Origin of the sequence: Micromonospora sp. NPDC048839, from assembly GCF_040649915.1 — a bacterium.
Lineage (GTDB): Bacteria > Actinomycetota > Actinomycetes > Mycobacteriales > Micromonosporaceae > Micromonospora.
In genome coordinates, this window is sequence record NZ_JBEZGL010000003.1 from 208,723 (window position 1) to 229,244 (window position 20,522).

Sequence of the window (20,522 nt, forward strand, 5' to 3'; positions counted from 1 at the left end):
AGTGCCGCCGAGTGCCGGGCTCAGCGCCCGGCGGCGATCACTTGCCGAGACGGCGACGCTGGACGCGGGTCTTACGCAGCAGCTTGCGGTGCTTCTTCTTAGCCATGCGCTTACGGCGCTTCTTGACCACCGAGCCCATACGACAGCCTTTCGATACAACGTGCGGGGCGGACCGGATGACACCACGCAGGTGGCGACGGCGACCGCTTGCGGACAACGGACCGGACCAGTCTGGGCGGCGGGGCGCACCGGTGGGGTCTCGGTCGGGCTCCAGGGTAGCCGGAGGGCCTCAGCCGGACCAACGCGCCCCCGTCGATGCCGGTTGGACGGCACCCGGGAAGCCGAACGACGGCTCAGGCGGTCTCTTGGAAAGCGCCCCGGAGATATTCGTGCACCGCGTGCTCGGGCACCCGGAACGACCGGCCGACCCGGACGGCGGTGAGCTCACCGCTGTGCACCAGGCGATAGACCGTCATCTTGGAGACCCGCATGACCGTCGCCACCTCCGCGACGGTCAGGAACCTGACCTCCGACAGTCGCCCGTCGGACTGTGACCCGGCCATGGCTCACCAACCCATCCCATGCCCGGCGCGTGCCAACCCGACGGATGCTCCGGGCCGGGCGGCGACGCGCGTGTTACCAGTACGGTAGCGGGGCGGCTGTGACCGGCGCGATCCCTTCGTACAACTGATCATGTTTCTTCTCGCCGTTCACCCGATCCACACTCCCGGAACCTCCCCGCCCGCGCCCGGCGTCCCGGTTGCTCCGACGCCGCCCGGCGTCCCGGGTTGCTCCGACGCTGTTCACTCGGCGCGTAGCGCGACCACCGGGTCGAGTCGGCCGGCGCGCTGCGCGGGGACGACCCCGAAGACGATGCCCACCACCGCGGACACGCCGAAGGCGAGCGCCAACGACCACCAGGTGATCGCGGCCGGGATCGGTGACAGCCCGTTGATCAGCAGGGCGGTGCCCACGCCCAACGCCATTCCGGTCACCCCACCGATCGTGGTGAGCAGCACCGCCTCCAGCAGGAACTGCACACCGATGTCGCGGGGGCGGGCCCCGACGGCCTTGCGCAGCCCGATCTCCCGGGTCCTCTCCCGAACGCTCACCAGCATGATGTTGGAGACTCCGACACCGCCGACGAGCAGGGAAATGCCGGCGATGGCCGCCAGTACGCCGGTGAGAACGCCGAGGATGTCGCCGAGCACACCGAGGATCTGCTGCTGGGTGACCGCACTGAACTCGGTGTCCGGGTGCCGGCGGTTCAGCTCCGCGACGATCCGTTCGCCCAGTTCGTCGATCCGTTCCCGGTCCGGGGCCTTCACGGCGATGCCGTCCACCCGCTGGGTGCCCCAGAGCCGCTGCGCGGCGGTCACCGGCACGTGCACCTCGTCGTCCCGGTCGACGCCCAGGCTCTGCCCGAGCGGCGCGAAGACGCCGATCACCCGGAACCGCACCCCGGCCAGCGTCACCTGCTGGCCGAGCGGGTCCCGGTCGGGGAAGAGCGTGCGGGCCACCGAGTCGCCGAGCACCGCCACCCGTCGGCTGGTGTCCACGTCGGTGCCGGTGAGGTAGCGGCCCCGGGCCAGCGACCGCGTGAACACCGTCGGGGTGGTCTCCAGCACCCCCTGCACGGTGGTGAAGTCGGAGCGGGCGCCGGCTCGCGCGGTCGCCCCGGAGGCGACGGTGACCGCCACCCGATCGGGGTCGCCGACCACCCGGGTGACGGCGTCGACGTCCTTCAGGGTCAGCGGCGAGACCACCGGCGCGTTGCCCACCTCGATCCGGCCGGGCACGACCAGCAGCAGGTTGGAGCCGAGGCCCTCGACCTGCTGCTCGACCTTCTGTTTGGTGCCGGTGCCGATGGCCACCAGCAGGACCACCGAGGCGACTCCGATGATCACCCCGAGCATGGTCAGCGCGCTGCGCAGCCGGTTGGCCCGCAGGGCGTCCAGCGCCACCCGCCACGCCTCGGCGACCCTCACGGCGCGCCCCCCGGCCGCTCGACCTCAGGCCGGCCCGGGTCTACCTCCTGCGGAAGGCGTCCGGTGGCTCCGGCGGCGCCACCGGAGCCACCGGACGGGTGCCCCGGACCGCTTCCGGACGCGGACCGGGGCTCCGCGCTGGGAGCGGAGACCAGTGTCGCAGGTCGACCGGGATCGACGGACGGCGGTCGATCATGAGGGTCGTCGCTGTCCGCCACGACCACTCCGTCGCGCATCGTGATCCGCCGCTGGGCCCGGGCCGCCACCTCCTGGTCGTGGGTGACCATCACCAGCGCCACCCCGGACTCCACGTTCAACTGTTCCAACAGCTCCAGCACCGCCGCACCGGTGACGCTGTCCAGGTTGCCCGTCGGTTCGTCGGCCAGCAGCACGGTCGGCTCGGTGACCAGCGCGCGGGCGATCGCCACCCGCTGCTGCTCCCCACCGGACATCTGGTTGGGCCGGTGGTCCAGGCGGTGCCCGAGGCCGACCCGGCCGAGCATCGCCGCCGCCCGCTCCCGACGCTGCCGCGCCGGCACGCCCCGGTAGACGAGCGGGAGGGCCACGTTCTCCACCGCCGAGGTGCGCGGCAACAGGTGGAACGCCTGGAAGACGAAGCCGATCGTCTCGTTGCGCAGGGCGGCCATCTCCGGCGGCGTGAGCGCGTTGACGTCCCGACCACCGATCACCAGGCGGCCACCGGTCGGCCGGTCCAGCCCTCCGAGGAGGTGCATGAGGGTGGACTTGCCCGAGCCGGACGGACCGACCAGGGCCACGTAGTCCCCCGCTCGCACGACCAGCGACACCCCACGCAGGGCCTCGACGGACACACCATCCAGTTGGTACGTCCGGGACACCTCCACCGCCTCGATCGCCGGCGGGGCGTCGGTCACCGCACCTCCTGGCCGTCGCGCACCTGGTCGGTGCCGCGCACCACGATCCGGTCGCCGGGCTGCACGCCGTTGAGGATCTGCACCAGATCCGACCCCTGGACGCCCACGGTGACCGCCGCCCGCCCGGCCCTGCCGTCGCGGACCACCCAGACCGCGTCCCGGCCGTCGGCGGAGAACACCGCCGAAGCGGGTACGGTCACCGCGTCGGCGGCCTCACGCACCCGCAGGTGGACGATCGCGTTCATGCCCGGGCGGGGCGTCGGGGCCGGCTCGTCCTCGGCCAGCTTTCCGGCGCCCAGCGCGAGGCGCACCCGGTAGGTCACCCCGCCCTGGGCGGAGTTGGTGGGCAGCACGTCCACCGAGCGCACCGTCGCGTCGTAGCTGGCGCCGCTGACGGCGTCCAACTCGACGGTGGCGGTCACCCCGGCCTTGACCAGCAGCACGTCGGTCTCGTCCACCTCGGCGAGCAGCCCCAACTGCCCGGTGTCCACCACGGTCAGCACCGGTGTGCCGGCGGTGACCTGGCCGCCGACCGCGACCGCGTCGTCCACCCCGGGGGGCGGTCCGCCCTGGCTGGACGTCAGCGCGGACGGGTCGAGACCGGCGGCCTGGGCGCCACCGGCCTGCTCCAACAGCCCCGCGAGGCCACCGGTCGCGCCACCGCCGGCCCGGGTGCCGCCCGGCTGCACGATGCCGGCGATCGGGGCGCGCAGGGTCAGCGCGTCGACTGTCGCCTTCGCCAGGTCGTACGCCTGCTGAGCCTGGAGCCGTTGCGCCGCGGAGAGCGCGCCGACGGCCGAGCTCAGCCCGTTGATCCCCCGCTGCACCGCGCGGACGGCCTGGTCCGCGCTGCGCGCGGCGGCGGCGTACTGCCGCTGCGCGGACGTCACCTGGGTCAGCAGGGCGTCTCGCAACTGCGGGTCGGCGATCTTCTCGGCGGCCTTGCGGGCGGCGTCGAACGCCTCGTCGGCCGCCTTGTCGGTGCCCCGTCGACTGCTTGTCAGGTTGCCCGTGGAGACACCCCGACCGGCGCGCTTGGCCGCGTCCAACGCCTCCTTCGCCTGGCGCAGCCGCTGTCGGGACGAGGGCGAGTCGACCACGGCGAGGACCTGGCCTGCTTTGACCCGCTGTCCGGGCTGGACACGCAGGCTCGCCAGCGAGCCGTCGGCGGGGGCGGTGAGGGTCGCGGCGGCGCGGGCGGTGACGGTCGCCGGGGCGTCGATCAGCTCGCTGACCGGGTTGCGGGCCGCCGACGCCAGCGCGAGGTCGGGGCCGTCATCGCCGCACGAGGCGGCGGTGGTGGCGGTGAGGACGGCGGCGGCGGTCAGGGCGACGAGCAGGCGGGGCCGGACGGTGCTGCCCGGCCGAGCTGACTGAGGGCGGCGCACGCATCGATGGTACGGCGGGCCGTCCCGGCACCCGCGAGCACGTCAGGCGGTGGCGGCGCGGACGTACGCGACGCACTCGTCGTGCAGCGTGGACCACTGCTCGCCGAACGCCTCCTCGGCAGCCACCTCGAGGGTCTTGCGCTCGTGCACCACGGCCTTGAAGAAGGTGAGCAACCGCTGCGGCCCGTACCTGTCGACGAGGTGCCGGACGGCCAGGTAGCCGACGCCGTAGCTGCCGGCGACCTGGTCGGCGGAGGCGTCGTCGGCCGGGTTGACGCCCGCCAACTTGCCATCCCAGCCGGCCCGGACCAGTTTGCGTACCTCGGCGAGCCCTTCGTACCTGTCGACCGCCTGCCCGCCGGCGCCCGCGAACTCGGCCAGTCCCTCCACCAGCCACCAGGTGGTCTTGCCCGGGTAGCCGCGTTCCGGGAGCGAGGCCGCGTGGGTCAACTCGTGCCGGAGCAGGTCGTCGGTGCCGCTGCTGGAGAGCCCGTCGGCGTTGAGCACCACCTCGTGATGGCCACCGCCCACGGTCACCGCGTAACCGCCGGTCCACCCTGGCCGGTCGCCGCCGTACCAGCGTTTCCACTCGGCACGGCCGGCGTAGAAGATCCGGTAGCGGTCCGGCGGCGAGCCGGCGACCGTGTACCCGTCGGCGACCTTGGCAGCCGCCTCGGCCTGGGCGAGCAGGCCGGGCAGCTTGCCGCGCAGCGCCGGGGTGGTGGCGACGATGGTCCGCGCGCCGATCGCCACGGCCAGGTCGCTGATCTCCCACGGTCGGGTGCCGGTCTCCACCGATTTGGATTCCTCCATGGCGACCAACCGGGGCTGGTCGCCGGACTCCCGCCACCGGGTGCCGATCAGCACCGGGCTGGGCCGGCAGTTCGGGGCGACGAAGCAGTACTGGAAGCGCACCAGGAGCCGCCACTCCCCCGGCTTGCCGACGATCGGCGCGGGCAGGCCGCTCGGTTCGGCCCGCCAGACGGTCACCTTCAGCCCGCGTAGTGCCGCGAAGCGTCGGCGCAGGTCGGCGTGCACGGCGGGTTCGGCGATCGCGAGGAAACCGGCGCGGTCGCCGCCGAGCAGCGCCGTGGACTGCCGGTCGAGCTGGGCGGTCATCCGGTCGGTCAGCTCGCGGGCCGCCGCGGTGGCGGGGTCGTCGGCCGTCGCCGCACCGGCCCGGCTGATCGTGGACCGCGCGCCACTCTCCCGGATCACACCCGCGACGAGCAGGGCCGGCAGGCCACAGCCCAGCAGCAGGACGACCACCACGAGCACCGTCCACAGCGGCCAGAGCCGCCGTGGTGCTGGCTGCTGCACCCCGTCAGTCACCCGCCGAAGGGTACGACCATTCGCCGGCCGGGGCGAAGCCGCCCCGGCCGATCGGTCCGGCCCGTCGGCCGGGGCGGAGGAACTACTTCTTGGAGATCAGGGCGCGGCCGAAGAAGACCAGGTTGGCCGGGCGCTCGGCGAGCCGGCGCATCAGGTAGCCGTACCACTCGTCGCCGTACGGGACGTAGGTGCGCACGGTGTAGCCCTCGCCGGCCAGCCGGGCCTGCTCCTCGGGGCGGATGCCGTAGAGCATCTGGAACTCGAAGCGCTCCGGTCCCCGGTCGAACCACCGGGCCCGGTCCTCGCCGATGGCGATCATCCGCGGGTCGTGGGTGGCCAGCATCGGGTACCCGTCGCCGGACATCAGGATGTTCATGCAGCGCACGTACGACTTGTCCACCTCACGGGCCGACTGGTACGCCACCGACTCCGGCTCCTTGTACGCGCCCTTGCAGAGCCGCACCCGCGAACCGGCCGAGGACAGCTCCCGGCAGTCCGACTCGGTCCGGCGCAGGTACGCCTGGAGCACGGCACCCGTGGACGGGAAGTCCTTGCGCAGCCGGCTCAGCACCTCCAACGTCGAGTCGGTGGTGGTGTGGTCCTCCATGTCCAGGGTGACGGTGGTGCCCGCCGCGTCCGCAGCCGCGCAGATCGCCCGCGCGTTGTCGTACGCCAACTGCTCGTCGAACATCTGGCCGAGAGCGGAGAGCTTCACGCTCACCTCGGCGGGCGGGGTGAGCCCGGCGCCACCGAGCATCTTCAGCAACTTCAGGTATTCGTCGCGGGTGGCGATGGCCTGCTCGGGGGTGACGGTGTCCTCACCGAGGTGGTCGAGGGTGACCGCGAGACCGTCGTCGACGAGCCCGCGGGTCGCGCGCAACGCGTCGTCGGTGGTGGCGCCGGCGACGAACCGGCGAACGACGTCCCGGGTGTACGGGGCGGTCGCGACGAGCCGCTCGACCTGGGATGACCGGGAGGCGGCGAGGATGACGGAACGGAGCATGAGCCGAGCGTATCGCCCCTGCCAGGAGCCCCGCCGGGGGGCGGGGAGAGCCGCCCCGGGTGGGGGCGGGGCGGCGGCGGTGGCGCCCATCGGCTACAACGATGCCGTGGACCAACGCCCCCGCCGCCGGCTACGGTCGGCCTCCGTGCAGCTCGGCGCGCTCACCGCTCTCGCGCTCGCCCTCTCCGGCTGCAACATGACCTCTGACGACGACGATGACGACGACTGCGCCCTCGGCCCGGTCGGCGGCGGCGACACTGTCGCGTTGGCGATGCGGGTCCCCGACCCGGCCACCGGCCGGGCCGCCCCGGAGCCGACCACTGCCGCCGTGCCCGACCGAGGCGGGTTCGGCACCCACCTCGCCTCCTGCGGCGGCTGAGGTGCGCCGCGAGAGGGTCACGCCCCGACCCGACTGGGACACCACGATCCGGGCGCAGGGACTGGTGTACGTCGACACCGAGCTGCCCGATGGCGACATGATGTCGTACTGGGACGAAACCGGCGCGTACGCCTTCGACCTCGACGAGGTGCTGCGGCTGGAGGAGGCCACCGAGGAGCTGCACCGGATGTCGGTGGCCGCCGCCGAGCACGTGGTGGCCACCCGCCGGTACGCCGAGTTCGGCATCCCGGAGTGGGCGGCCGAAGCCGTCGCCCGGTCGCTGCGGGAGGCCCCACCCACCCTCTACGGGCGCTTCGACCTGGCGTACGACGGCACCTGGCCGCCGAAGATGCTTGAGTACAACGCGGACACCCCCACCGCGCTCGTCGAGGCGAGCATCATCCAGTGGTACTGGCTGGAGCAGACCCGACCGGAGCTGGACCAGTGGAACAGCCTGCACGAGCGGCTGGTCGGCGCCTGGGCCAAGATCGGGGCCGGGCTGCACGAACGCCGGGTGCACGTGCTGTGGTCGAACGAGGAGGAGTCCGGCGAGGACCACATGACCGCCGGCTACCTCGCCGAGACCGCCCGTCAGGCCGGCCTGGACGTCGAGTTGCAGCCCATCCAGAAGATCGGCTGGGACGGCCGGCGCTTCGTCGACGCCGACGACCGCCCGGTGACCACCTGCTTCAAGCTCTACCCGTGGGAGTGGATGCTGGCGGAGCCGTACGGGCCGGCGGCGCTGGCCCCGGGCACCCCGACCACCTGGATCGAGCCGGCGTGGAAGCTGCTGCTGTCGAACAAGGCGCTGCTCGCCGTCCTGTGGGAGCTGTACCCCGACCACGACTATCTGCTGCCGGCGTATCTCGACTCGCCGCGCGGCATGACGGAGTACGTCGCCAAGCCCCTGCTCGGTCGGGAGGGCGGCTCGGTACGCATCGTCACCGCCGAGCAGGAGATCACCAACCCGGGGATCTACGGCGACGAGGGCTGGTGGTACCAGGAGTTCCGGGCGTTGCCGCAGTTCGACGGCAACCGGATGGTGCTGGGCAGCTGGATCGTCGACGGTGAGTCGGCCGGCGTGGGTGTGCGGGAGAGCGCCAGTCTGATCACCGATGGCTACGCGCGGTTCCTGCCGCACTACATCGACGCGCCGCGTACCGCATGAGTCGTCTACCGTTGGGGGCGTGAACTTCGACGCGTACGCCCGGACCGGCGTTGACCTGGTCAACGCCCGCCTGGACGACCTCGACGACCTGCGGGCCCTCTTCCCCGACGACAACGCCTGGATGCGCAACGAGGTCGCGGACCGGGACGTCGCGATCTTCCGGCGGGCCCAGAAACGGTTGCGCGACGTCTTCGAGTACGGCACCTCGGGGCGGGACGGCCAGGCGGTCACCGAGCTGAACGCGCTGCTCGAGGCGTTCCCGGTGCAGCCGCGCATCTCGGGGCACGACTCGAGTGACTGGCACATGCACGTGACCAGCCGGGGCGCCTCGGTCAGTGCCGAATACCTGGCCGGCGCGGTCTGGGGCCTGTCGGTCTGGCTCTGCGAGTACGGCAGCGCCCGGTTCGGGGTCTGCGCCGACGAGCGGTGCGGCAACGTCTACCTGGACACGTCGTCCAACTGCTGCCGGCGGTTCTGCTCGGAGCGCTGTGCCACCCGTTCACACGTGGCGGCGCACCGGGCCCGCAAGCGGGCGGCGGTCGGTGAGCAGGTGACTGTCGCCCCGCAGCCGACGAGCGCCGCGGACTCGCTCTCACCGGTCAGCTGACCCCGCTGCCGCCCGTCGCGGGCGGACGTGGTCAGGCGTCGACCGGGGACGACGCGGTCAGGTGCTGACGGGCAAACTCCAGCGCGGCACGCAGGTCCGCCTCGCGTACCGCGCGGCTCTTCGCGCCCCGGGTGGCGACCTCCACCGCCACCGCCCCGGTGAAACCCCGACCGGCCAGCGAGGAGAGCAGCTCACCGCAGGGCTGGGTGCCGCGCCCGGGCACCAGGTGCTCGTCGCGGCCCTCGCCGGTGCCGTCACCCAGGTGCACGTGCGCCAGCCCGGCGCCCATCCGGTCGGCCATCTCGAGGGGGTCGCTGTGCGACGCCGCGCAGTGCGACAGATCAAGGGTGTACGACGGGTAGCCGGTGTCGGTGGGATCCCACCCCGGCACGTACGGGACGAACTGCCGACCCGCCATCCGGACCGGGTACATGTTCTCCACCGCGAACCGCAGCCCGTTGAACCGGTCCGCGACGGTGGCCAACCCCTCGGTGAAGTTACGCGCGTAGTCACGCTGCCAGGTGAACGGTGGGTGCACCACCACCGTCGGCGCCCCCAGCGTCTCGGCCAGCTCGGCGGCCCTGCGCAGCCGCTCCCACGGGTCCGGGCTCCACACCCGCTGGGTGACCAGCAGGCAGGGCGCGTGCACCGAGAGCACCGGCATGCCGTAGTGCGTGGAGAGGCCGCGCAGCGCGCCCGCGTCCTGGCTGACCACGTCGGTCCAGACCATCACCTCCACCCCGTCGTAGCCGAGTGCCGCGGCCAGTTGGAACGCCGCGGCGGTCGGCTCGGGGAAGACCGAGGAGCTGGACAGGAGCACGGGAACGCGGGAGGTCACATCAGCCAGCGTAGCCCGGCAGCGCTGTCGTCATTGCGACGAGCGTCGGCAAATCGGCCGAAACCGGCTGCCGGGTCAGATCGGTTCGAGTTGATCGAGTCGACGGAGGATGACGCCCTCGCGCAGCGCCCACGGGCAGATGTCGAGCGAGTCCAGATCCAGGCGGCGCATCACCGCCTCGGCGACCACGGCGCCCGCCAGCAACTGGTGCGCACGACCCGCGCTGACCCCCTCCAGCTCCATCAACTGGGCCGGTGGGATGTGCCGGATGAACCCGATGACCTGCCGCAGGCCCGCCCGGGTCAGGCTGCGCCGCACCCAGAGCCCGGCACCGGAGGGCGCGGCCCCGGCCAGTCGGGCCAGGGTGCGGAACGTCTTCGAGGTGGCGACCGCCCGGTCCCAGCCCACCTCGGTCATCTGGTCGACGACCTTGTCCAGCCGCCCGTCCACGTACTCCCGGAGCTTCTCGACGGTCTCCGCCGACGGCGGGGCCGCGCTGGTCGGGTCGACCCGCAGCCGCTCCCGGGTCAGCCGGCCGGCCCCGAGCGGCAGCGAGACCGCGACGTCCGGGTCCTCGTCGATGCCGGCGGCGATCTCCAGCGAGCCGCCGCCGATGTCCAGCACCAGCAGCCGACCAGCCGACCAGCCGAACCACCGCCGGACGGCCAGGAACGTCGACCGTGCCTCGTCCGCGCCGGAGAGCACCGCGAGTCGTACGCCGGTCTGGTCCCGGACCCGGGTCAGCACCTCGGCCGCGTTGGTGGCGTCGCGCACCGCGGACGTGGCGAAGGCGATCAGGTCGTCGGCCGCCAGGCCGGTGGCCGCCGCCTTGGCCATGCCCACGGCCTTGACCAGGCCGTCGGCACCCGCCTCGGTCAGCGCGCCGTCGGGGCCGATCTGCTCGGCCAGCCGGAGCACCACCTTCTCGGAGTGCGCCGGCCACGGGTGCGCGCCGTGGTGCGCGTCCACCACCAGGAGGTGCACCGTGTTGGATCCGACGTCGAGAACACCCAGTCGCATGGTGAAGACCCTAGGTGCAACACGTTTGCGCGGCTCGCCGACCTGCGCCGCACACCGCGCGTACGCTGGGCCGGGTGACGATGGAGCTCCGTGTGCTGGTGGACGACCCAGGCGACCCGCGCAGCCGCGAGGTGCCACTGGACTTCCCGCGGGAGTGGATCGAGTTCACCGATCCGGCTGACGAGACGCACCTGATCCGCGCCGACCTGACCTGGCTGCTGTCCCGCTGGACCTGCATCTTCGGCAAGGGCTGCCACGGCATCATCGCCGGGCGGGCCGCCGACGGCTGCTGCTCGCACGGGGCGTTCTTCACCGACTCGGACGACGAGAAGCGGGTCCGCAACGCCGTCAAGCGGCTCACCCCGGCGACCTGGCAGCACTTCCGGCGCGGGTTCAAAAGCTGGACCGACGAGGACACCATCGACGGCAAGAACCCGGCCCGCCGCACCGCCACCCAGGGCGCCGACGGCCCCTGCGTGTTTCTCAACGACGCCGACTTCGCCGGCGGTGGGGGCTGCGCTCTGCACGGCCAGGCGTTGCGCGACGGGGTGCACCCGTTGGAATACAAGCCGGACGTGTGCTGGCAGCTACCGATCCGCCGCGATCAGGACTGGGTCAAGCGGCCGGACAACTCCAAGGTGCTGGTCTCCACCCTGTCCGAGTTCGATCGGCGCGGTTGGGGCGCCGGTGGGCACGACCTGGACTGGTGGTGCACCTCTTCGACGGACGCGCACGTCGGCACCGAGCCGATGTACCTGTCGTACGCCCCGGAGCTGACCGCACTGATCGGCGCTGCCGCGTACGAGCGGCTGGCCGAGCTGTGCGCGGCGCGGACGAAGCAGGGCATGGTCGCCCCCCACCCCGCCGACGAGGTTTAACCGATCTTGGTAGCAATCTTGCTACCATTTGCGGCATGGCCATGACGCTGCGACTTGACGACGACCGTGAACGGCGACTCCGTCTCGTTGCGGACGAAGAGGCACGGTCGATGCACGCCGTCGTCGTCACCGCGATCGACGACTACCTGGCTCGGCGGAACGCCAAGGAGTTCGGCGACCTCGCCGACGAGATCATCGAACGCCACGCCACCCTTCTCGCTCGCTTGGCGGAGTGATGACGGAGGTCCGCTACCCCACGCTCGCCGACGTGGCCAGTATCGCCCGCAAGATCGGCGTGGGGATCAGGGACGCCGGCCTGGTGGAGTCGGCCGTGGCCCGGCCGCAGACGAGCGTGTTCGGCGAAGACGCCTACCCCGACCTGTGGACCAAGGCCGCGGCGCTGCTGCACTCGTTGGTCAACAACCACCCGTTCGTGGACGGCAACAAGCGGATCGGCTGGATCGCGGCGATCGCCTTCCTGCTCCAGAATCACGCCGTGACCGTCGCTCAGCTCGACGAGGTCGACCAGGACCTCGCGTACGACCTGGTGATCAGCGTGACGGAGAGCCGGCTGACGGAGGTGGCCGACATCGCGGCCGCCTTGCAGAAGTTGTTCTGAGGGGCTCCCGACCGCGTCCACCTGGGTGCTTCGCGGGAGAACCAGACCGAGCGGGGCAACGTGCATGATCCACTCGCGTTCATGAAAGTCGGGGCATCCGGTATGCCCGGACGCCCCGACATCAAAGAGCCCGAGTCGATCACGAGCCCAGCAGCCACTCGAAGATGGTGCAGGGCGGGCAATATCAATCTTATTGGACAGGCCGGGCCAGCCGGACAGGCCGGGCCAGCCGGACACGCCGAAGGGGGCCTGCGTCGAGCGCGGACCCCCTTCGGGTACGCCGATCACGGCTCGAACTTGTAGCCCAGGCCCCGGACGGTGACGATGAAACGAGGCGCGGACGGCTCCGGCTCGATCTTGGAACGCAGCCGCTTCACGTGCACGTCCAACGTCTTGGTGTCACCGACGTAGTCGGCGCCCCAGACCCGGTCGATGAGCTGGCCGCGGGTGAGCACCCGGCCCGCGTTACGCAGCAGCAGCTCCAGCAACTCGAATTCCTTCAGCGGCAGTTGCACGGCACCGCCCTCGACGGTCACCACGTGCCGTTCGATGTCCATGCGCACCGGGCCGGCGGCCAGCGTCGGCGCCCCCGCCTCGGCCACCTCCGGGCTCTGCCGGCGCAGGACCGCCCTGATCCGGGCAACCAGTTCCCGCGGCGAGTACGGCTTGGTGACGTAGTCGTCGGCGCCGATCTCCAGCCCGACCACCTTGTCGATCTCGCTGTCCCGAGCGGTGACCATGATGATCGGCACGGCCGACCGCTGCCGCAGTTGCCGGCAGACCTCGGTCCCCGACATCTCGGGCAACATCAGGTCGAGCAGCACGATGTCGGCGCCGGTCCGGTCGAACTCGGTGAGGGCGTCGGTGCCGGTCGCAGCGACCGAGACCTCGAAGCCCTCCTTACGGAGCATGTACGACAAGGCGTCGGAGAACGACTCCTCGTCCTCGACCACCAGAACGCGGCTCAACGGGGATTTCCTTTCATTGCTGTCAGACCTGCCGTAGCCCAGCCGGACCGGACTCGATCCCAACCGGCGGCAGTGTCGCCAGCAGGTCGTCCGGTGGGCTGGCGGGCAGCCGGAGGGTGAACGTCGATCCACCACCAAGAGTGCTCGACACCTCGACCCGTCCGCCATGGTTGCTCGCGATGTGTTTCACGATTGCCAGGCCGAGTCCGGTGCCGCCGGTGGCCCGCGAACGGGCCTGGTCGGCCCGGTAGAACCGCTCGAAGATCCGGGCCACGTCGGTGGGGGCTATCCCGATACCCTGGTCGGCGACGGCGATCTCGACGTGCTCGTCGTCGCCGCGCAGGGTTACCCGTACCGCTGTGTCCTCACCCGAGTAGTTGATGGCGTTCTCCACCAGATTCGCCACCGCCGTGGCGAGTTGGGAGTCGCTGCCGTACGCGGTGAGGCCCCGCTGACCGTCGACTGTCACCTCGACCCCTCGGGCGGAAGCCGTGGTGCGGGTGCGGTCGACCACCTCGGCGATCACCCAGTCCAGCGCGACCGGCTCGGGTGGCGGTTGCGGTTCGGCGCCCTGCAACCGGGTCAACTCCAGCAACTCCTGCACCAGCCGACCCAGCCGGGTCGACTCGTGCTGGATCCGCTCGGCGAACCGGCGCGCGGCCACCAGGTCCTCGGAGAGATCGGGCGCCGCCGCGTCGGCCGGCTCGGTGGCGTCGAGCAACGCCTCGGCGAGCAGTTGGAGCGCCCCGATCGGAGTCTTCAACTCGTGACTCACATTGGCCACGAAGTCGCGTCGTACGCGGGTCAGCCGGTGCGACTCGGTCACGTCGACCGCTTCCACCGCGATGAAGCCGTTGCCCAGACCCATCGCCCGCAGGTGCACGCCGAGCGGGTTCTCCCCCGCGCTGTCGCGACCCCGGGGCAGGTCCAGCTCGATCTCGCGCCGCACCCCGGTGCGTCGCACCTGGCCGGCAAGGGTACGGATCAGCGGGTGCGCGGCGATCGAGCCGGGGGTGCTGCCGGTACGCAGAAGCCCCATCGCGCGGGCGGCCGGGTTGATCAACACAGGGACGTCGTCGTTGTCCAGTACCACGACACCGGCCCGGAGAGAGTCGATCGTCCGGCGGCCGAGCCCGGCCTGCTGCTCGTCGGCTATCGCGGGCCTCCCCCTGCTTGAGCGGGAGTTGACACTCCCCGTCGACGTGGAGCGACCGTCCCGCGAGGGCAGGAACCGGGGCAGCAGGAGACCGGCGGCCAATCCGGCCACCAATGCCACGGCCACCACGACCGCCACCGTCCACTCCACCCGGCGATCGTAGGGTCATTGTTAACCTGGCTACCACACAGAACGGGACGAACCACCCTCACTTCCAGAAGTGTTCACCCCCACGTCCGGCGTCGTTCACCGTGGTTCATCCGAGGTCCGCCCACGCCCCATACCGTTGGCGTCGCACCTGCTCAACCCCCTGCGCCGGCACCCGTCGGCGGCGACCGACCACAGGACGTGATGATGCGCGACGAGTTTCGGGCCGACCTCCAGATCGTCAGCCAACTGCTGGTGGACATGGCGGAGGGCGTCCGCGCCGCCATGCGCCAGGCCACCCGGGCCCTGCTCACCGCCGACCGGCAGGCCGCCGAGACGGTCATCGAGCGGGACGGCGAGATCGACGACCTCTACCGACACGTCGAGGAGCGGGTCTGTGACCTGCTGGCCCGACAGGCGCCGGTCGCCTCCGACCTCCGGGCGATGATCACCGCGCTGCACGTGGCCGCTGATCTGGAGCGGATGGGCGACCTCGCCGAGCACGTGGCCAAGACGGCGCTACGCCGGCACCCCTCCCCCGCCGTCCCGGCCGAACTGCGGACGGTCTTCACCGAGATGTCCGAGATCGCCGACCGGATGGCCGTGAAGATCGGCTCGGTGCTGGCGAAGCCCGACGCCGACCTGGCCGGCGAACTGGACCGCGATGACGACGCCATGGACGAGCTGCACAAGAACCTTTTCGCGGTGCTGCTCGGCGACGACTGGCCGTACGGGGTGGAGACCGCGATCGACGCCACCCTGTTGGGCCGCTTCTACGAGCGCTTCGCCGACCACGCGGTCAACGCCGGCGAGCACGTGATCTACCTGATCACCGGGCAGAGCGGGCCCTCCGCGAGCTGAACCAGGCAGAACGAAGGCCCCCGGAATCCCGGGGGCCTTCGTCGTCGGCTCAGCGGCCCTGGTTGGCGACCGCGGCGGCGGCTTCCTTAGCTGCCGTGGGGTCGAGGTAGGTGCCGCCCAGGGTGAGTGGGCGCAACTGCGGGTCGAGGTCGTAGCGCAGCGGGATGCCGGTCGGGATGTTCAGCTTGGCGATCGCCTCGTCGGAGATCTGGTCGAGGTGCTTGACCAGGGCGCGCAGCGAGTTGCCGTGCGCGGCCACCAGCACCGTCCGGCCGGCCAGGATGTCCGGCACGATCGAGTCGTACCAGTAGGGCAGCATCCGCTCGACGACGTCCTTGAGGCACTCGGTACGCGGCATCAGCTCGGTCGGCAGCAGCGCGTAGCGGGGGTCACCCACCTGCGACCACTCGTCGTTGTCGTCGATCGGCGGCGGTGGCGTGTCGTACGACCGGCGCCAGAGCATGAACTGCTCCTCGCCGTACTCGTCGAGGGTCTGCTTCTTGTTCTTGCCCTGCAGGGCGCCGTAGTGGCGCTCGTTGAGCCGCCACGACCGGCGCACCGCGATCCAGTGCCGGTCGGCGGCGTTGAGCGCCAGTTCGGCGGTGCGGATCGCACGGCGCATCACGCTTGTGTGCACGACGTCCGGCAGCAGGCTGTGCTCGCGCATCAGCTCGCCGCCGCGCCGTGCCTCGCGCTCGCCCTTCTCGGTCAGGTCGACGTCCACCCAGCCGGTGAAGAGGTTCTTGGCATTCCAGTCGCTCTCACCGTGTCGCAGCAGGACCAGCGTCCCGACGGTGGGCCCTTCGCTCGCAGTCATGCGGATCATCCTGCCTCAACCGCCGAGGGGACACGCGGGCAGCCGTCGTGACGACCACCACGTGAAAACACGGATGACCTGCGGCTGCGGCCGCCGCTAGGGTTGTAAGGCACGACAGTCACATCGGTCATTACTTTGCAAGCGGGGCGCCATATGCGGACGATGCGGAGCTGGTTCCGGGACACCACCGGCGGCTTACCGACCACCTTCTGGTACCTGTGGTCGGGCACCCTGATCAACCGGCTCGGCTCGTTCGTCCTCGTGTTCCTCGCCATCTACCTGACCCAGGAACGCGGCTTCTCGGCCTCCCAGGCCGGGCTGGTGATCGGCCTGTGGGGCGTCGGCGGGGCATTCGGCACCACCGCCGGCGGCACCCTCGCGGACCGGTGGGGTCGCCGGCCGACACTGCTCACCGCCCACGTGGGCGCGGCCGCGATGATGCTCGGCCTCGGCCTGGCCCGCGACCTCTGGGCTGTCGCGCTGGGTGCCCTGCTGCTCGGCATGTTCGCCGAGGCGGCCCGGCCCGCGTTCGGGGCCATGATGATCGACGTGGTGCCGGCGAAGGACCGGCTGCGCGCCTTCTCGCTCAACTACTGGGCGATCAACCTGGGCTTCGCCTGCGCCGCCGTCCTCGCCGGCCTTGCCGCGCAGGCCGACTACCTGCTGCTCTTCGTGGTCGACGCCGGCACGATGCTGATCACCGCGCTGATCATCTTCATCAAGGTGCCGGAGACCCGGCAGTCCGGCAGCGCCGCCACCGCCGCGGCGAGCGCCCCGCGCGGCGCCCTACGCACGATCCTCACCGACCGCGTCTACCTCGGCTTCGTGGCTCTCAACCTGTTCGCCGCGCTGGTCTTCCTCCAGCACATCTCGATGCTGCCGATCGCCATGGGCGACGACGGTCTGAGCCCGGCCACCTACGGCTCGGTGATCGCGCTCAACGGGGTCCTCATCGTGGTCGGCCAACTCTTCGTACCCCGGTTGATCCGGGGTCGGAGCCGCTCCCACGTGCTCGCGCTGGCGTCCGTGGTGATGGGCGTCGGGTTCGGGCTGACCGCGTTCGCCGGCACCCCCTGGTTCTACGGGCTGACCGTGCTGATCTGGACGGTCGGCGAGATGCTCAACTCGCCGTCCAACTCCACGCTCATCGCCGAACTCTCCCCGGCCGAGCTGCGCGGCCGCTACCAGGGCGTCTTCTCCCTGTCCTGGCAGATCGCCGGGGCCAGCGCGCCGATCCTCGGCGGCCTGGTACGCGAGCACGTCGGCAACGACGCGCTCTGGTACGGCTGCGCTGCGCTCGGCGTCCTGACCGCCGTGGCCCACCTGATCTCGGGACCGGCACGGGAGCGGCGGGCCTCCGCGCTGCGCCGATCCGGCGAGGCCCTGGCGCCCGTCGACACCAGCCGGGCGCCGCAACCCGCCGAGGCAGCCGCCTGACGACTGGCGCCGGGGCGGCCCGATTTCCTACCCTGCACTCGGAACAGTTAAGAAAGCGAACTGTATGGAGGTCGGGTGCACGCCCTGCGGCGCTGGTGGCACGACACCGCGGGCGGGCTTCCCGCCACCTTCTGGTACCTCTGGGCCGGACTGCTGATCAACCGGGCCGGCGCGTTCGCCATGCTGTTCCTCTCGCTCTACCTCACCGACGTACGCGGAGCGAGCATCGGGCTGGCCGGCACCGTGGTCGGCGCGTACGGGGCCGGTGGTGCGGCCGGCGTGCTGCTCGGTGGCGTCCTCGCCGACCGGTGGGGCCGCCGGGCGACCCTGCTCGCCGCGCACCTGAGCACGGCCGCCCTGATGGTGGCACTCGCCTTCAGCCAGCACCTGCTTCTGATCGCGGTGCTCTCCGCGCTCGTCGGCGTCGTCCACTCGATGCCCAGTCCGGCGTTCGTCGCGGCGATCGTCGACGTGGTGCCCGCCGAGCGTCGCTCCCGCGCGTTCAACCTTCAGTTCTGGGCGTTCAACCTGGGCATGGCGGTCGCCTCGCTGCTCGCCGGGGTGCTGGCCGAGGCGAGCTTCACGGCGCTGTTCCTCGTCGACGCCGGTGCCACCCTGACGGCGGCCGCCGTGATCGCCTGGAAGGTGCCGGAGACCCTGCGGCTGGCCGCTCCGCCCGCCGACCCTGCGTCGGCCACCCGCGCGTCGGCCCAGCCCCGTCGGCAGGGCCTGCACACCGCGCTCACCGACCGCACCTTTCTGATCTTCGTCGGGCTCACCTTCGTGCTGGCCGTCCTCACCATGCAGACGTCCACGATCATGCCGCTGGCCATGCGCGCGGACGGTCTGGGTCCATCGGCGTACGGGCTGGTGGTGGCGCTCGGCGGCGCGCTGATCGTGATCGGGCAACTGTTCGTGCCAAGGCTGATCGACAGACACCGGAAGGACGTCGTACTGGCCGCGTCCACCGCGCTGCTCGCGCTCGGCTTCGGGGCGCTCGTCGTCGCCGACGAACTGGCCGTCTACCTGGGTGCCGCGGCGGTCTGGACGATCGGCTCGATGCTCGCCGCCCCGCCCAACGCGCAGATCAACGCCGACCTGGCGCCGCCGCAGCTCCGTGCCCGATATCAGGCGGTCTTCTACCTGACGTTCCCGGCGGCGGCGTTCGTCGCTCCCACCCTCGGCGGGGTGAGCCTGCAACACCTCGGCGACCGGCACTGGCTGCTCGTGGGTGGGCTGGGCATGGCCGCGGCGGTCGGGCACCTGGTCGCCGGACCACCCCGGGAACGGCACGTCGCCGCGCTACGGCGGGAGCAGGCATCGTCCGCCGACCGGGTGCCCGCCGCATGACCCTCGACACGGCAAAGCGCCCACCACGACCCTGAAGTCGTGACGGGCGCCCGCCGGTGGGGCCGGCGGCGGCGGGCAGACACTCACCCCCGTAAGCATCGCCCGCTCAGCCGCCGGTCCAAACAGGTGGGCCACCGTCCCCCAACGGTAAATCCACCCGTCCCCTCGCGCCTCGCCTGGTGCGCGGATCTGATCGATCCGCCGCTCCCCCGAACGTTTCCAAGCGTGGCGCGGTGCAATAAAGTTAGTTCGCCCGGATTCTGGATTCAACCCAGAACGCCTGTCTCGCCGGTCACAACTGACGAGTATCCGCTGCTCGGGCCTCAATCTCTGGCAACAGCCGCGTACCCGTCAGCCATTCCCGCAAACGCCTCAACCGTCCTCCCGATCGGGTGACTCGGTCCGGAAGAAGCTGCTCTGCCGACCGTTGCGCAACTGTTCCTGATAAATCAGGTTCAGTCGTCGCAGATCAAAGGTATAGAACCACTCATCCCAGGTGATCTCGCGAATTCGGCTACTTTCCCGGTAACCGGGGATGTTGAAGGTCAGAACGCCCGCCCGACCATCGCGCTCGGTGCCCGCGATGGTCGCCGGCTTGGCCCCACGCTCCCGGGCCCACCGCTGGATCACCTCGTGATTCGTGGTGATCAGACTCCGCCCTGGCCGCTCTGGCCGGTCCAGCACCGACGAGATCACCTGCGAGCTGCGAACCGACCGCCCGGTACCCCGCCCGGTCCGGATCCCACCGGCCGTCGTCCCGCCACCGCTCGACGGCGTCAGTGTGCGCTTCGCCGCCGCGCTCTTGGCCGGTGCCGTGCGCTTGGCTGTCGTGCGCTTGGCCGGTGCCGTGCGCTTGGCTGTCGCGCGCTTGGCTGTCGCGCGCTTGGCCGGTGCCGTGCGCTTGGCTGTCGCGCGCTTGGCTGTCGCGCTCTTGGCCGGTGCCGTGCGCTTCGCCGCCGGCCGGGCCGGCGCCTTCTTCGCCGGTGCCTTCCGCGCGGGCGCCGTACGCGCCGTCGCTGTCTTGCGGGCGGCCGTGGTCTTGCGGGCGGCCGTGGTCTTGCGGGCGGCCGTGGTCCGGCTCGCGGCGGTGGTCTTGCGGGCGGCCGTGGTCTTGCGGGCGGCCGTCGACGCCGCCGCTGTGGTCCGCTTCGCGGCGGTGGCCTTATTCGCTGCGGTGGCCTTCGTTGCGGCGGTGGCCTTCTTCGCCGGCGCCCTCTTCGCCGCCGCCGTCGACTTCCGCGTGGCGGTGGCCTTCGTTGCGGCGGCCCGCTTCGCGGGAGCGCTCTTGTTCGCCGGTGCGGCCTTCGCGCGGCTCGATGCCGGCCTGGCCGCCGACTTCTTCGTGGCGGCGGCACGACCCGCCGACGCCCGGGTGCCGGTGGCCCGGCCCGTCGGGCCGGTGCTGCTCCGACCCGCGCCGGCCCGCATCGAGCGCACCAGCTGTTTCACCAGGTCGGGCTTACGCAGCGCGGAGATCCCGGAGACCCCGCGTTTGCGCAGTTGCCCGCGGATGTCATCCACCCGCATCCGGGAGATCTCCGACTCGGAGACTCCCGGGGTACCCGGCGTCTGGTTGCCGGCCTGTCGCTTCGTCCTGGTCGCAGTCGCGCCGCGACCTGAGCTGTTCCGCTGAGCCATGGGACGCTCCGCTCCTTGACACTCCGTCCTCGGCG

At 71.5% G+C, this 20,522-nt stretch carries 21 protein-coding genes and 2 pseudogenes; 9 read left to right on the forward strand and 14 right to left on the reverse strand.

What is annotated here, in order from left to right:
* Positions 1–37: 37 nt before the first annotated feature.
* The 7 genes from AB0C25_RS06960 to AB0C25_RS06990 all read right to left on the reverse strand — a co-directional run bounded on the left by AB0C25_RS06960 (position 38) and on the right by AB0C25_RS06990 (position 6,604).
* Positions 38–139: an AURKAIP1/COX24 domain-containing protein gene (locus tag AB0C25_RS06960; RefSeq protein ID WP_007465623.1), complete on the reverse strand. Its 102-nt coding sequence runs from the start codon at positions 137–139 to the stop codon at positions 38–40.
* A 214-nt stretch (positions 140–353) separates the two neighbouring features.
* Positions 354–563: a helix-turn-helix domain-containing protein gene (locus tag AB0C25_RS06965; protein ID WP_110563213.1), complete on the reverse strand. Its 210-nt coding sequence runs from the start codon at positions 561–563 to the stop codon at positions 354–356.
* Between the two features lie 240 nt (positions 564–803).
* Positions 804–1,988 carry an ABC transporter permease gene (locus tag AB0C25_RS06970; RefSeq protein WP_357253861.1) on the reverse strand — a complete coding sequence of 395 codons (1,185 nt, stop codon included), beginning with the start codon at positions 1,986–1,988 and terminating at the stop codon, positions 804–806.
* Positions 1,985–2,881, reverse strand: coding sequence for an ABC transporter ATP-binding protein (locus AB0C25_RS06975; protein WP_357370420.1), 897 nt, complete (start codon positions 2,879–2,881; stop codon positions 1,985–1,987). The genes AB0C25_RS06970 and AB0C25_RS06975 overlap by 4 nt, the downstream gene beginning before the upstream one ends.
* Positions 2,878–4,269 carry an efflux RND transporter periplasmic adaptor subunit gene (locus AB0C25_RS06980; protein WP_357370422.1) on the reverse strand — a complete coding sequence of 464 codons (1,392 nt, stop codon included), beginning with the start codon at positions 4,267–4,269 and terminating at the stop codon, positions 2,878–2,880. The genes AB0C25_RS06975 and AB0C25_RS06980 overlap by 4 nt, the downstream gene beginning before the upstream one ends.
* Positions 4,270–4,311: 42 nt before the next feature.
* Positions 4,312–5,601 carry a hypothetical protein gene (locus tag AB0C25_RS06985; protein WP_357370424.1) on the reverse strand — a complete coding sequence of 430 codons (1,290 nt, stop codon included), beginning with the start codon at positions 5,599–5,601 and terminating at the stop codon, positions 4,312–4,314.
* 82 nt (positions 5,602–5,683) lie between these two features.
* Positions 5,684–6,604 carry a proline dehydrogenase family protein gene (locus tag AB0C25_RS06990; RefSeq protein ID WP_357253855.1) on the reverse strand — a complete coding sequence of 307 codons (921 nt, stop codon included), beginning with the start codon at positions 6,602–6,604 and terminating at the stop codon, positions 5,684–5,686.
* On the opposite strand from AB0C25_RS06990, the gene AB0C25_RS06995 reads away from it, so the two are divergent.
* The 3 genes from AB0C25_RS06995 to AB0C25_RS07005 are packed head-to-tail and all read left to right on the forward strand — an operon-like array spanning position 6,603 to position 8,758.
* Entirely contained in the window at positions 6,603–6,983 is a 381-nt protein-coding gene (locus tag AB0C25_RS06995) for a hypothetical protein (protein WP_357370426.1), read from the forward strand. The genes AB0C25_RS06990 and AB0C25_RS06995 overlap by 2 nt on opposite strands.
* Before the next feature lies 1 nt (position 6,984).
* Positions 6,985–8,151: a glutathionylspermidine synthase family protein gene (locus AB0C25_RS07000; RefSeq protein ID WP_357370428.1), complete on the forward strand. Its 1,167-nt coding sequence runs from the start codon at positions 6,985–6,987 to the stop codon at positions 8,149–8,151.
* Between the two features lie 19 nt (positions 8,152–8,170).
* Positions 8,171–8,758 (forward strand): CGNR zinc finger domain-containing protein, encoded by a 588-nt coding sequence (locus AB0C25_RS07005; RefSeq protein WP_357370430.1) that lies wholly within the window; start codon positions 8,171–8,173, stop codon positions 8,756–8,758.
* A 31-nt stretch (positions 8,759–8,789) separates the two neighbouring features.
* Here the strand turns inward: AB0C25_RS07005 and AB0C25_RS07010 are convergent, their stop codons facing one another.
* Both AB0C25_RS07010 and AB0C25_RS07015 read right to left on the reverse strand, forming a co-directional pair.
* Complete coding sequence (locus tag AB0C25_RS07010; protein ID WP_357370432.1) at positions 8,790–9,596, reverse strand: sugar phosphate isomerase/epimerase; 807 nt, start codon at positions 9,594–9,596, stop codon at positions 8,790–8,792.
* Positions 9,597–9,671: 75 nt separating this feature from the next.
* Positions 9,672–10,616, reverse strand: a complete 945-nt coding sequence (locus AB0C25_RS07015) for a Ppx/GppA phosphatase family protein (protein WP_357370434.1) — start codon at positions 10,614–10,616, stop codon at positions 9,672–9,674.
* 80 nt (positions 10,617–10,696) lie between these two features.
* Between AB0C25_RS07015 and AB0C25_RS07020 the strand changes: the two genes are divergently transcribed.
* Genes AB0C25_RS07020 through AB0C25_RS07030 form a run of 3 tightly spaced genes read left to right on the forward strand, consistent with a single transcriptional unit; the run spans position 10,697 to position 12,113 of the window.
* A complete protein-coding gene (locus tag AB0C25_RS07020) occupies positions 10,697–11,494 on the forward strand; it encodes a hypothetical protein (RefSeq protein WP_357371054.1) in 798 nt (265 codons plus the stop codon).
* Between the two features lie 35 nt (positions 11,495–11,529).
* A complete protein-coding gene (locus AB0C25_RS07025; RefSeq protein WP_145790112.1) occupies positions 11,530–11,730 on the forward strand; it encodes a CopG family transcriptional regulator in 201 nt (66 codons plus the stop codon).
* Positions 11,730–12,113, forward strand: coding sequence for a type II toxin-antitoxin system death-on-curing family toxin (locus tag AB0C25_RS07030; RefSeq protein WP_357370437.1), 384 nt, complete (start codon positions 11,730–11,732; stop codon positions 12,111–12,113). Before AB0C25_RS07025 ends, AB0C25_RS07030 begins: the two co-directional genes overlap by 1 nt.
* A gap of 284 nt (positions 12,114–12,397) precedes the next feature.
* On the opposite strand, the gene AB0C25_RS07035 is transcribed toward AB0C25_RS07030, so the two are convergent.
* The gene (locus AB0C25_RS07035) at positions 12,398–13,081 is read right to left on the reverse strand and encodes a response regulator transcription factor (RefSeq protein ID WP_039906992.1); all 684 of its coding nucleotides are present in this window, start codon (positions 13,079–13,081) and stop codon (positions 12,398–12,400) included.
* A 22-nt stretch (positions 13,082–13,103) separates the two neighbouring features.
* On the reverse strand, positions 13,104–14,387 hold the full coding sequence (locus tag AB0C25_RS07040) for an ATP-binding protein (RefSeq protein WP_357370439.1): 1,284 nt from the start codon (positions 14,385–14,387) through the stop codon (positions 13,104–13,106).
* 204 nt (positions 14,388–14,591) lie between these two features.
* Between AB0C25_RS07040 and phoU the strand changes: the two genes are divergently transcribed.
* A complete protein-coding gene (phoU, locus tag AB0C25_RS07045; RefSeq protein WP_357253836.1) occupies positions 14,592–15,245 on the forward strand; it encodes a phosphate signaling complex protein PhoU in 654 nt (217 codons plus the stop codon).
* Positions 15,246–15,294: 49 nt separating this feature from the next.
* Here the strand turns inward: phoU and AB0C25_RS07050 are convergent, their stop codons facing one another.
* Complete coding sequence (locus AB0C25_RS07050; protein WP_357253834.1) at positions 15,295–16,062, reverse strand: phosphoglyceromutase; 768 nt, start codon at positions 16,060–16,062, stop codon at positions 15,295–15,297.
* A 153-nt stretch (positions 16,063–16,215) separates the two neighbouring features.
* On the opposite strand from AB0C25_RS07050, the gene AB0C25_RS07055 reads away from it, so the two are divergent.
* Both AB0C25_RS07055 and AB0C25_RS07060 read left to right on the forward strand, forming a co-directional pair.
* Positions 16,216–17,499, forward strand: a complete 1,284-nt coding sequence (locus AB0C25_RS07055) for an MFS transporter (RefSeq protein WP_357370441.1) — start codon at positions 16,216–16,218, stop codon at positions 17,497–17,499.
* Between the two features lie 75 nt (positions 17,500–17,574).
* Complete coding sequence (locus AB0C25_RS07060) at positions 17,575–18,849, forward strand: MFS transporter (RefSeq protein ID WP_357370443.1); 1,275 nt, start codon at positions 17,575–17,577, stop codon at positions 18,847–18,849.
* Between the two features lie 372 nt (positions 18,850–19,221).
* Here the strand turns inward: AB0C25_RS07060 and AB0C25_RS07065 are convergent.
* Both AB0C25_RS07065 and AB0C25_RS07070 read right to left on the reverse strand, forming a co-directional pair.
* Positions 19,222–19,590: pseudogene (locus tag AB0C25_RS07065) on the reverse strand (hypothetical protein); the annotation flags it as partial.
* A gap of 594 nt (positions 19,591–20,184) precedes the next feature.
* Positions 20,185–20,487: pseudogene (locus AB0C25_RS07070) on the reverse strand (hypothetical protein); the annotation flags it as partial.
* Between the last annotated feature and the right edge of the window lie 35 nt (positions 20,488–20,522).

Coding starts and splice junctions, on each gene's coding strand:
- AB0C25_RS06965 (WP_110563213.1), bottom strand. CDS start 563: ATGGCCGGGTCACAGTCCGACGGGCGACTGTCGGAGGTCAGGTTCCTG.
- AB0C25_RS07030 (WP_357370437.1), top strand. CDS start 11,730: ATGACGGAGGTCCGCTACCCCACGCTCGCCGACGTGGCCAGTATCGCC.
- phoU (WP_357253836.1), top strand. CDS start 14,592: ATGCGCGACGAGTTTCGGGCCGACCTCCAGATCGTCAGCCAACTGCTG.
- AB0C25_RS07055 (WP_357370441.1), top strand. CDS start 16,216: ATGCGGACGATGCGGAGCTGGTTCCGGGACACCACCGGCGGCTTACCG.
- AB0C25_RS07050 (WP_357253834.1), bottom strand. CDS start 16,062: ATGACTGCGAGCGAAGGGCCCACCGTCGGGACGCTGGTCCTGCTGCGA.
- AB0C25_RS06990 (WP_357253855.1), bottom strand. CDS start 6,604: ATGCTCCGTTCCGTCATCCTCGCCGCCTCCCGGTCATCCCAGGTCGAG.
- AB0C25_RS07020 (WP_357371054.1), top strand. CDS start 10,697: ATGGAGCTCCGTGTGCTGGTGGACGACCCAGGCGACCCGCGCAGCCGC.
- AB0C25_RS07025 (WP_145790112.1), top strand. CDS start 11,530: ATGGCCATGACGCTGCGACTTGACGACGACCGTGAACGGCGACTCCGT.
- AB0C25_RS06960 (WP_007465623.1), bottom strand. CDS start 139: ATGGGCTCGGTGGTCAAGAAGCGCCGTAAGCGCATGGCTAAGAAGAAG.
- AB0C25_RS07015 (WP_357370434.1), bottom strand. CDS start 10,616: ATGCGACTGGGTGTTCTCGACGTCGGATCCAACACGGTGCACCTCCTG.
- AB0C25_RS06995 (WP_357370426.1), top strand. CDS start 6,603: ATGAGCCGAGCGTATCGCCCCTGCCAGGAGCCCCGCCGGGGGGCGGGG.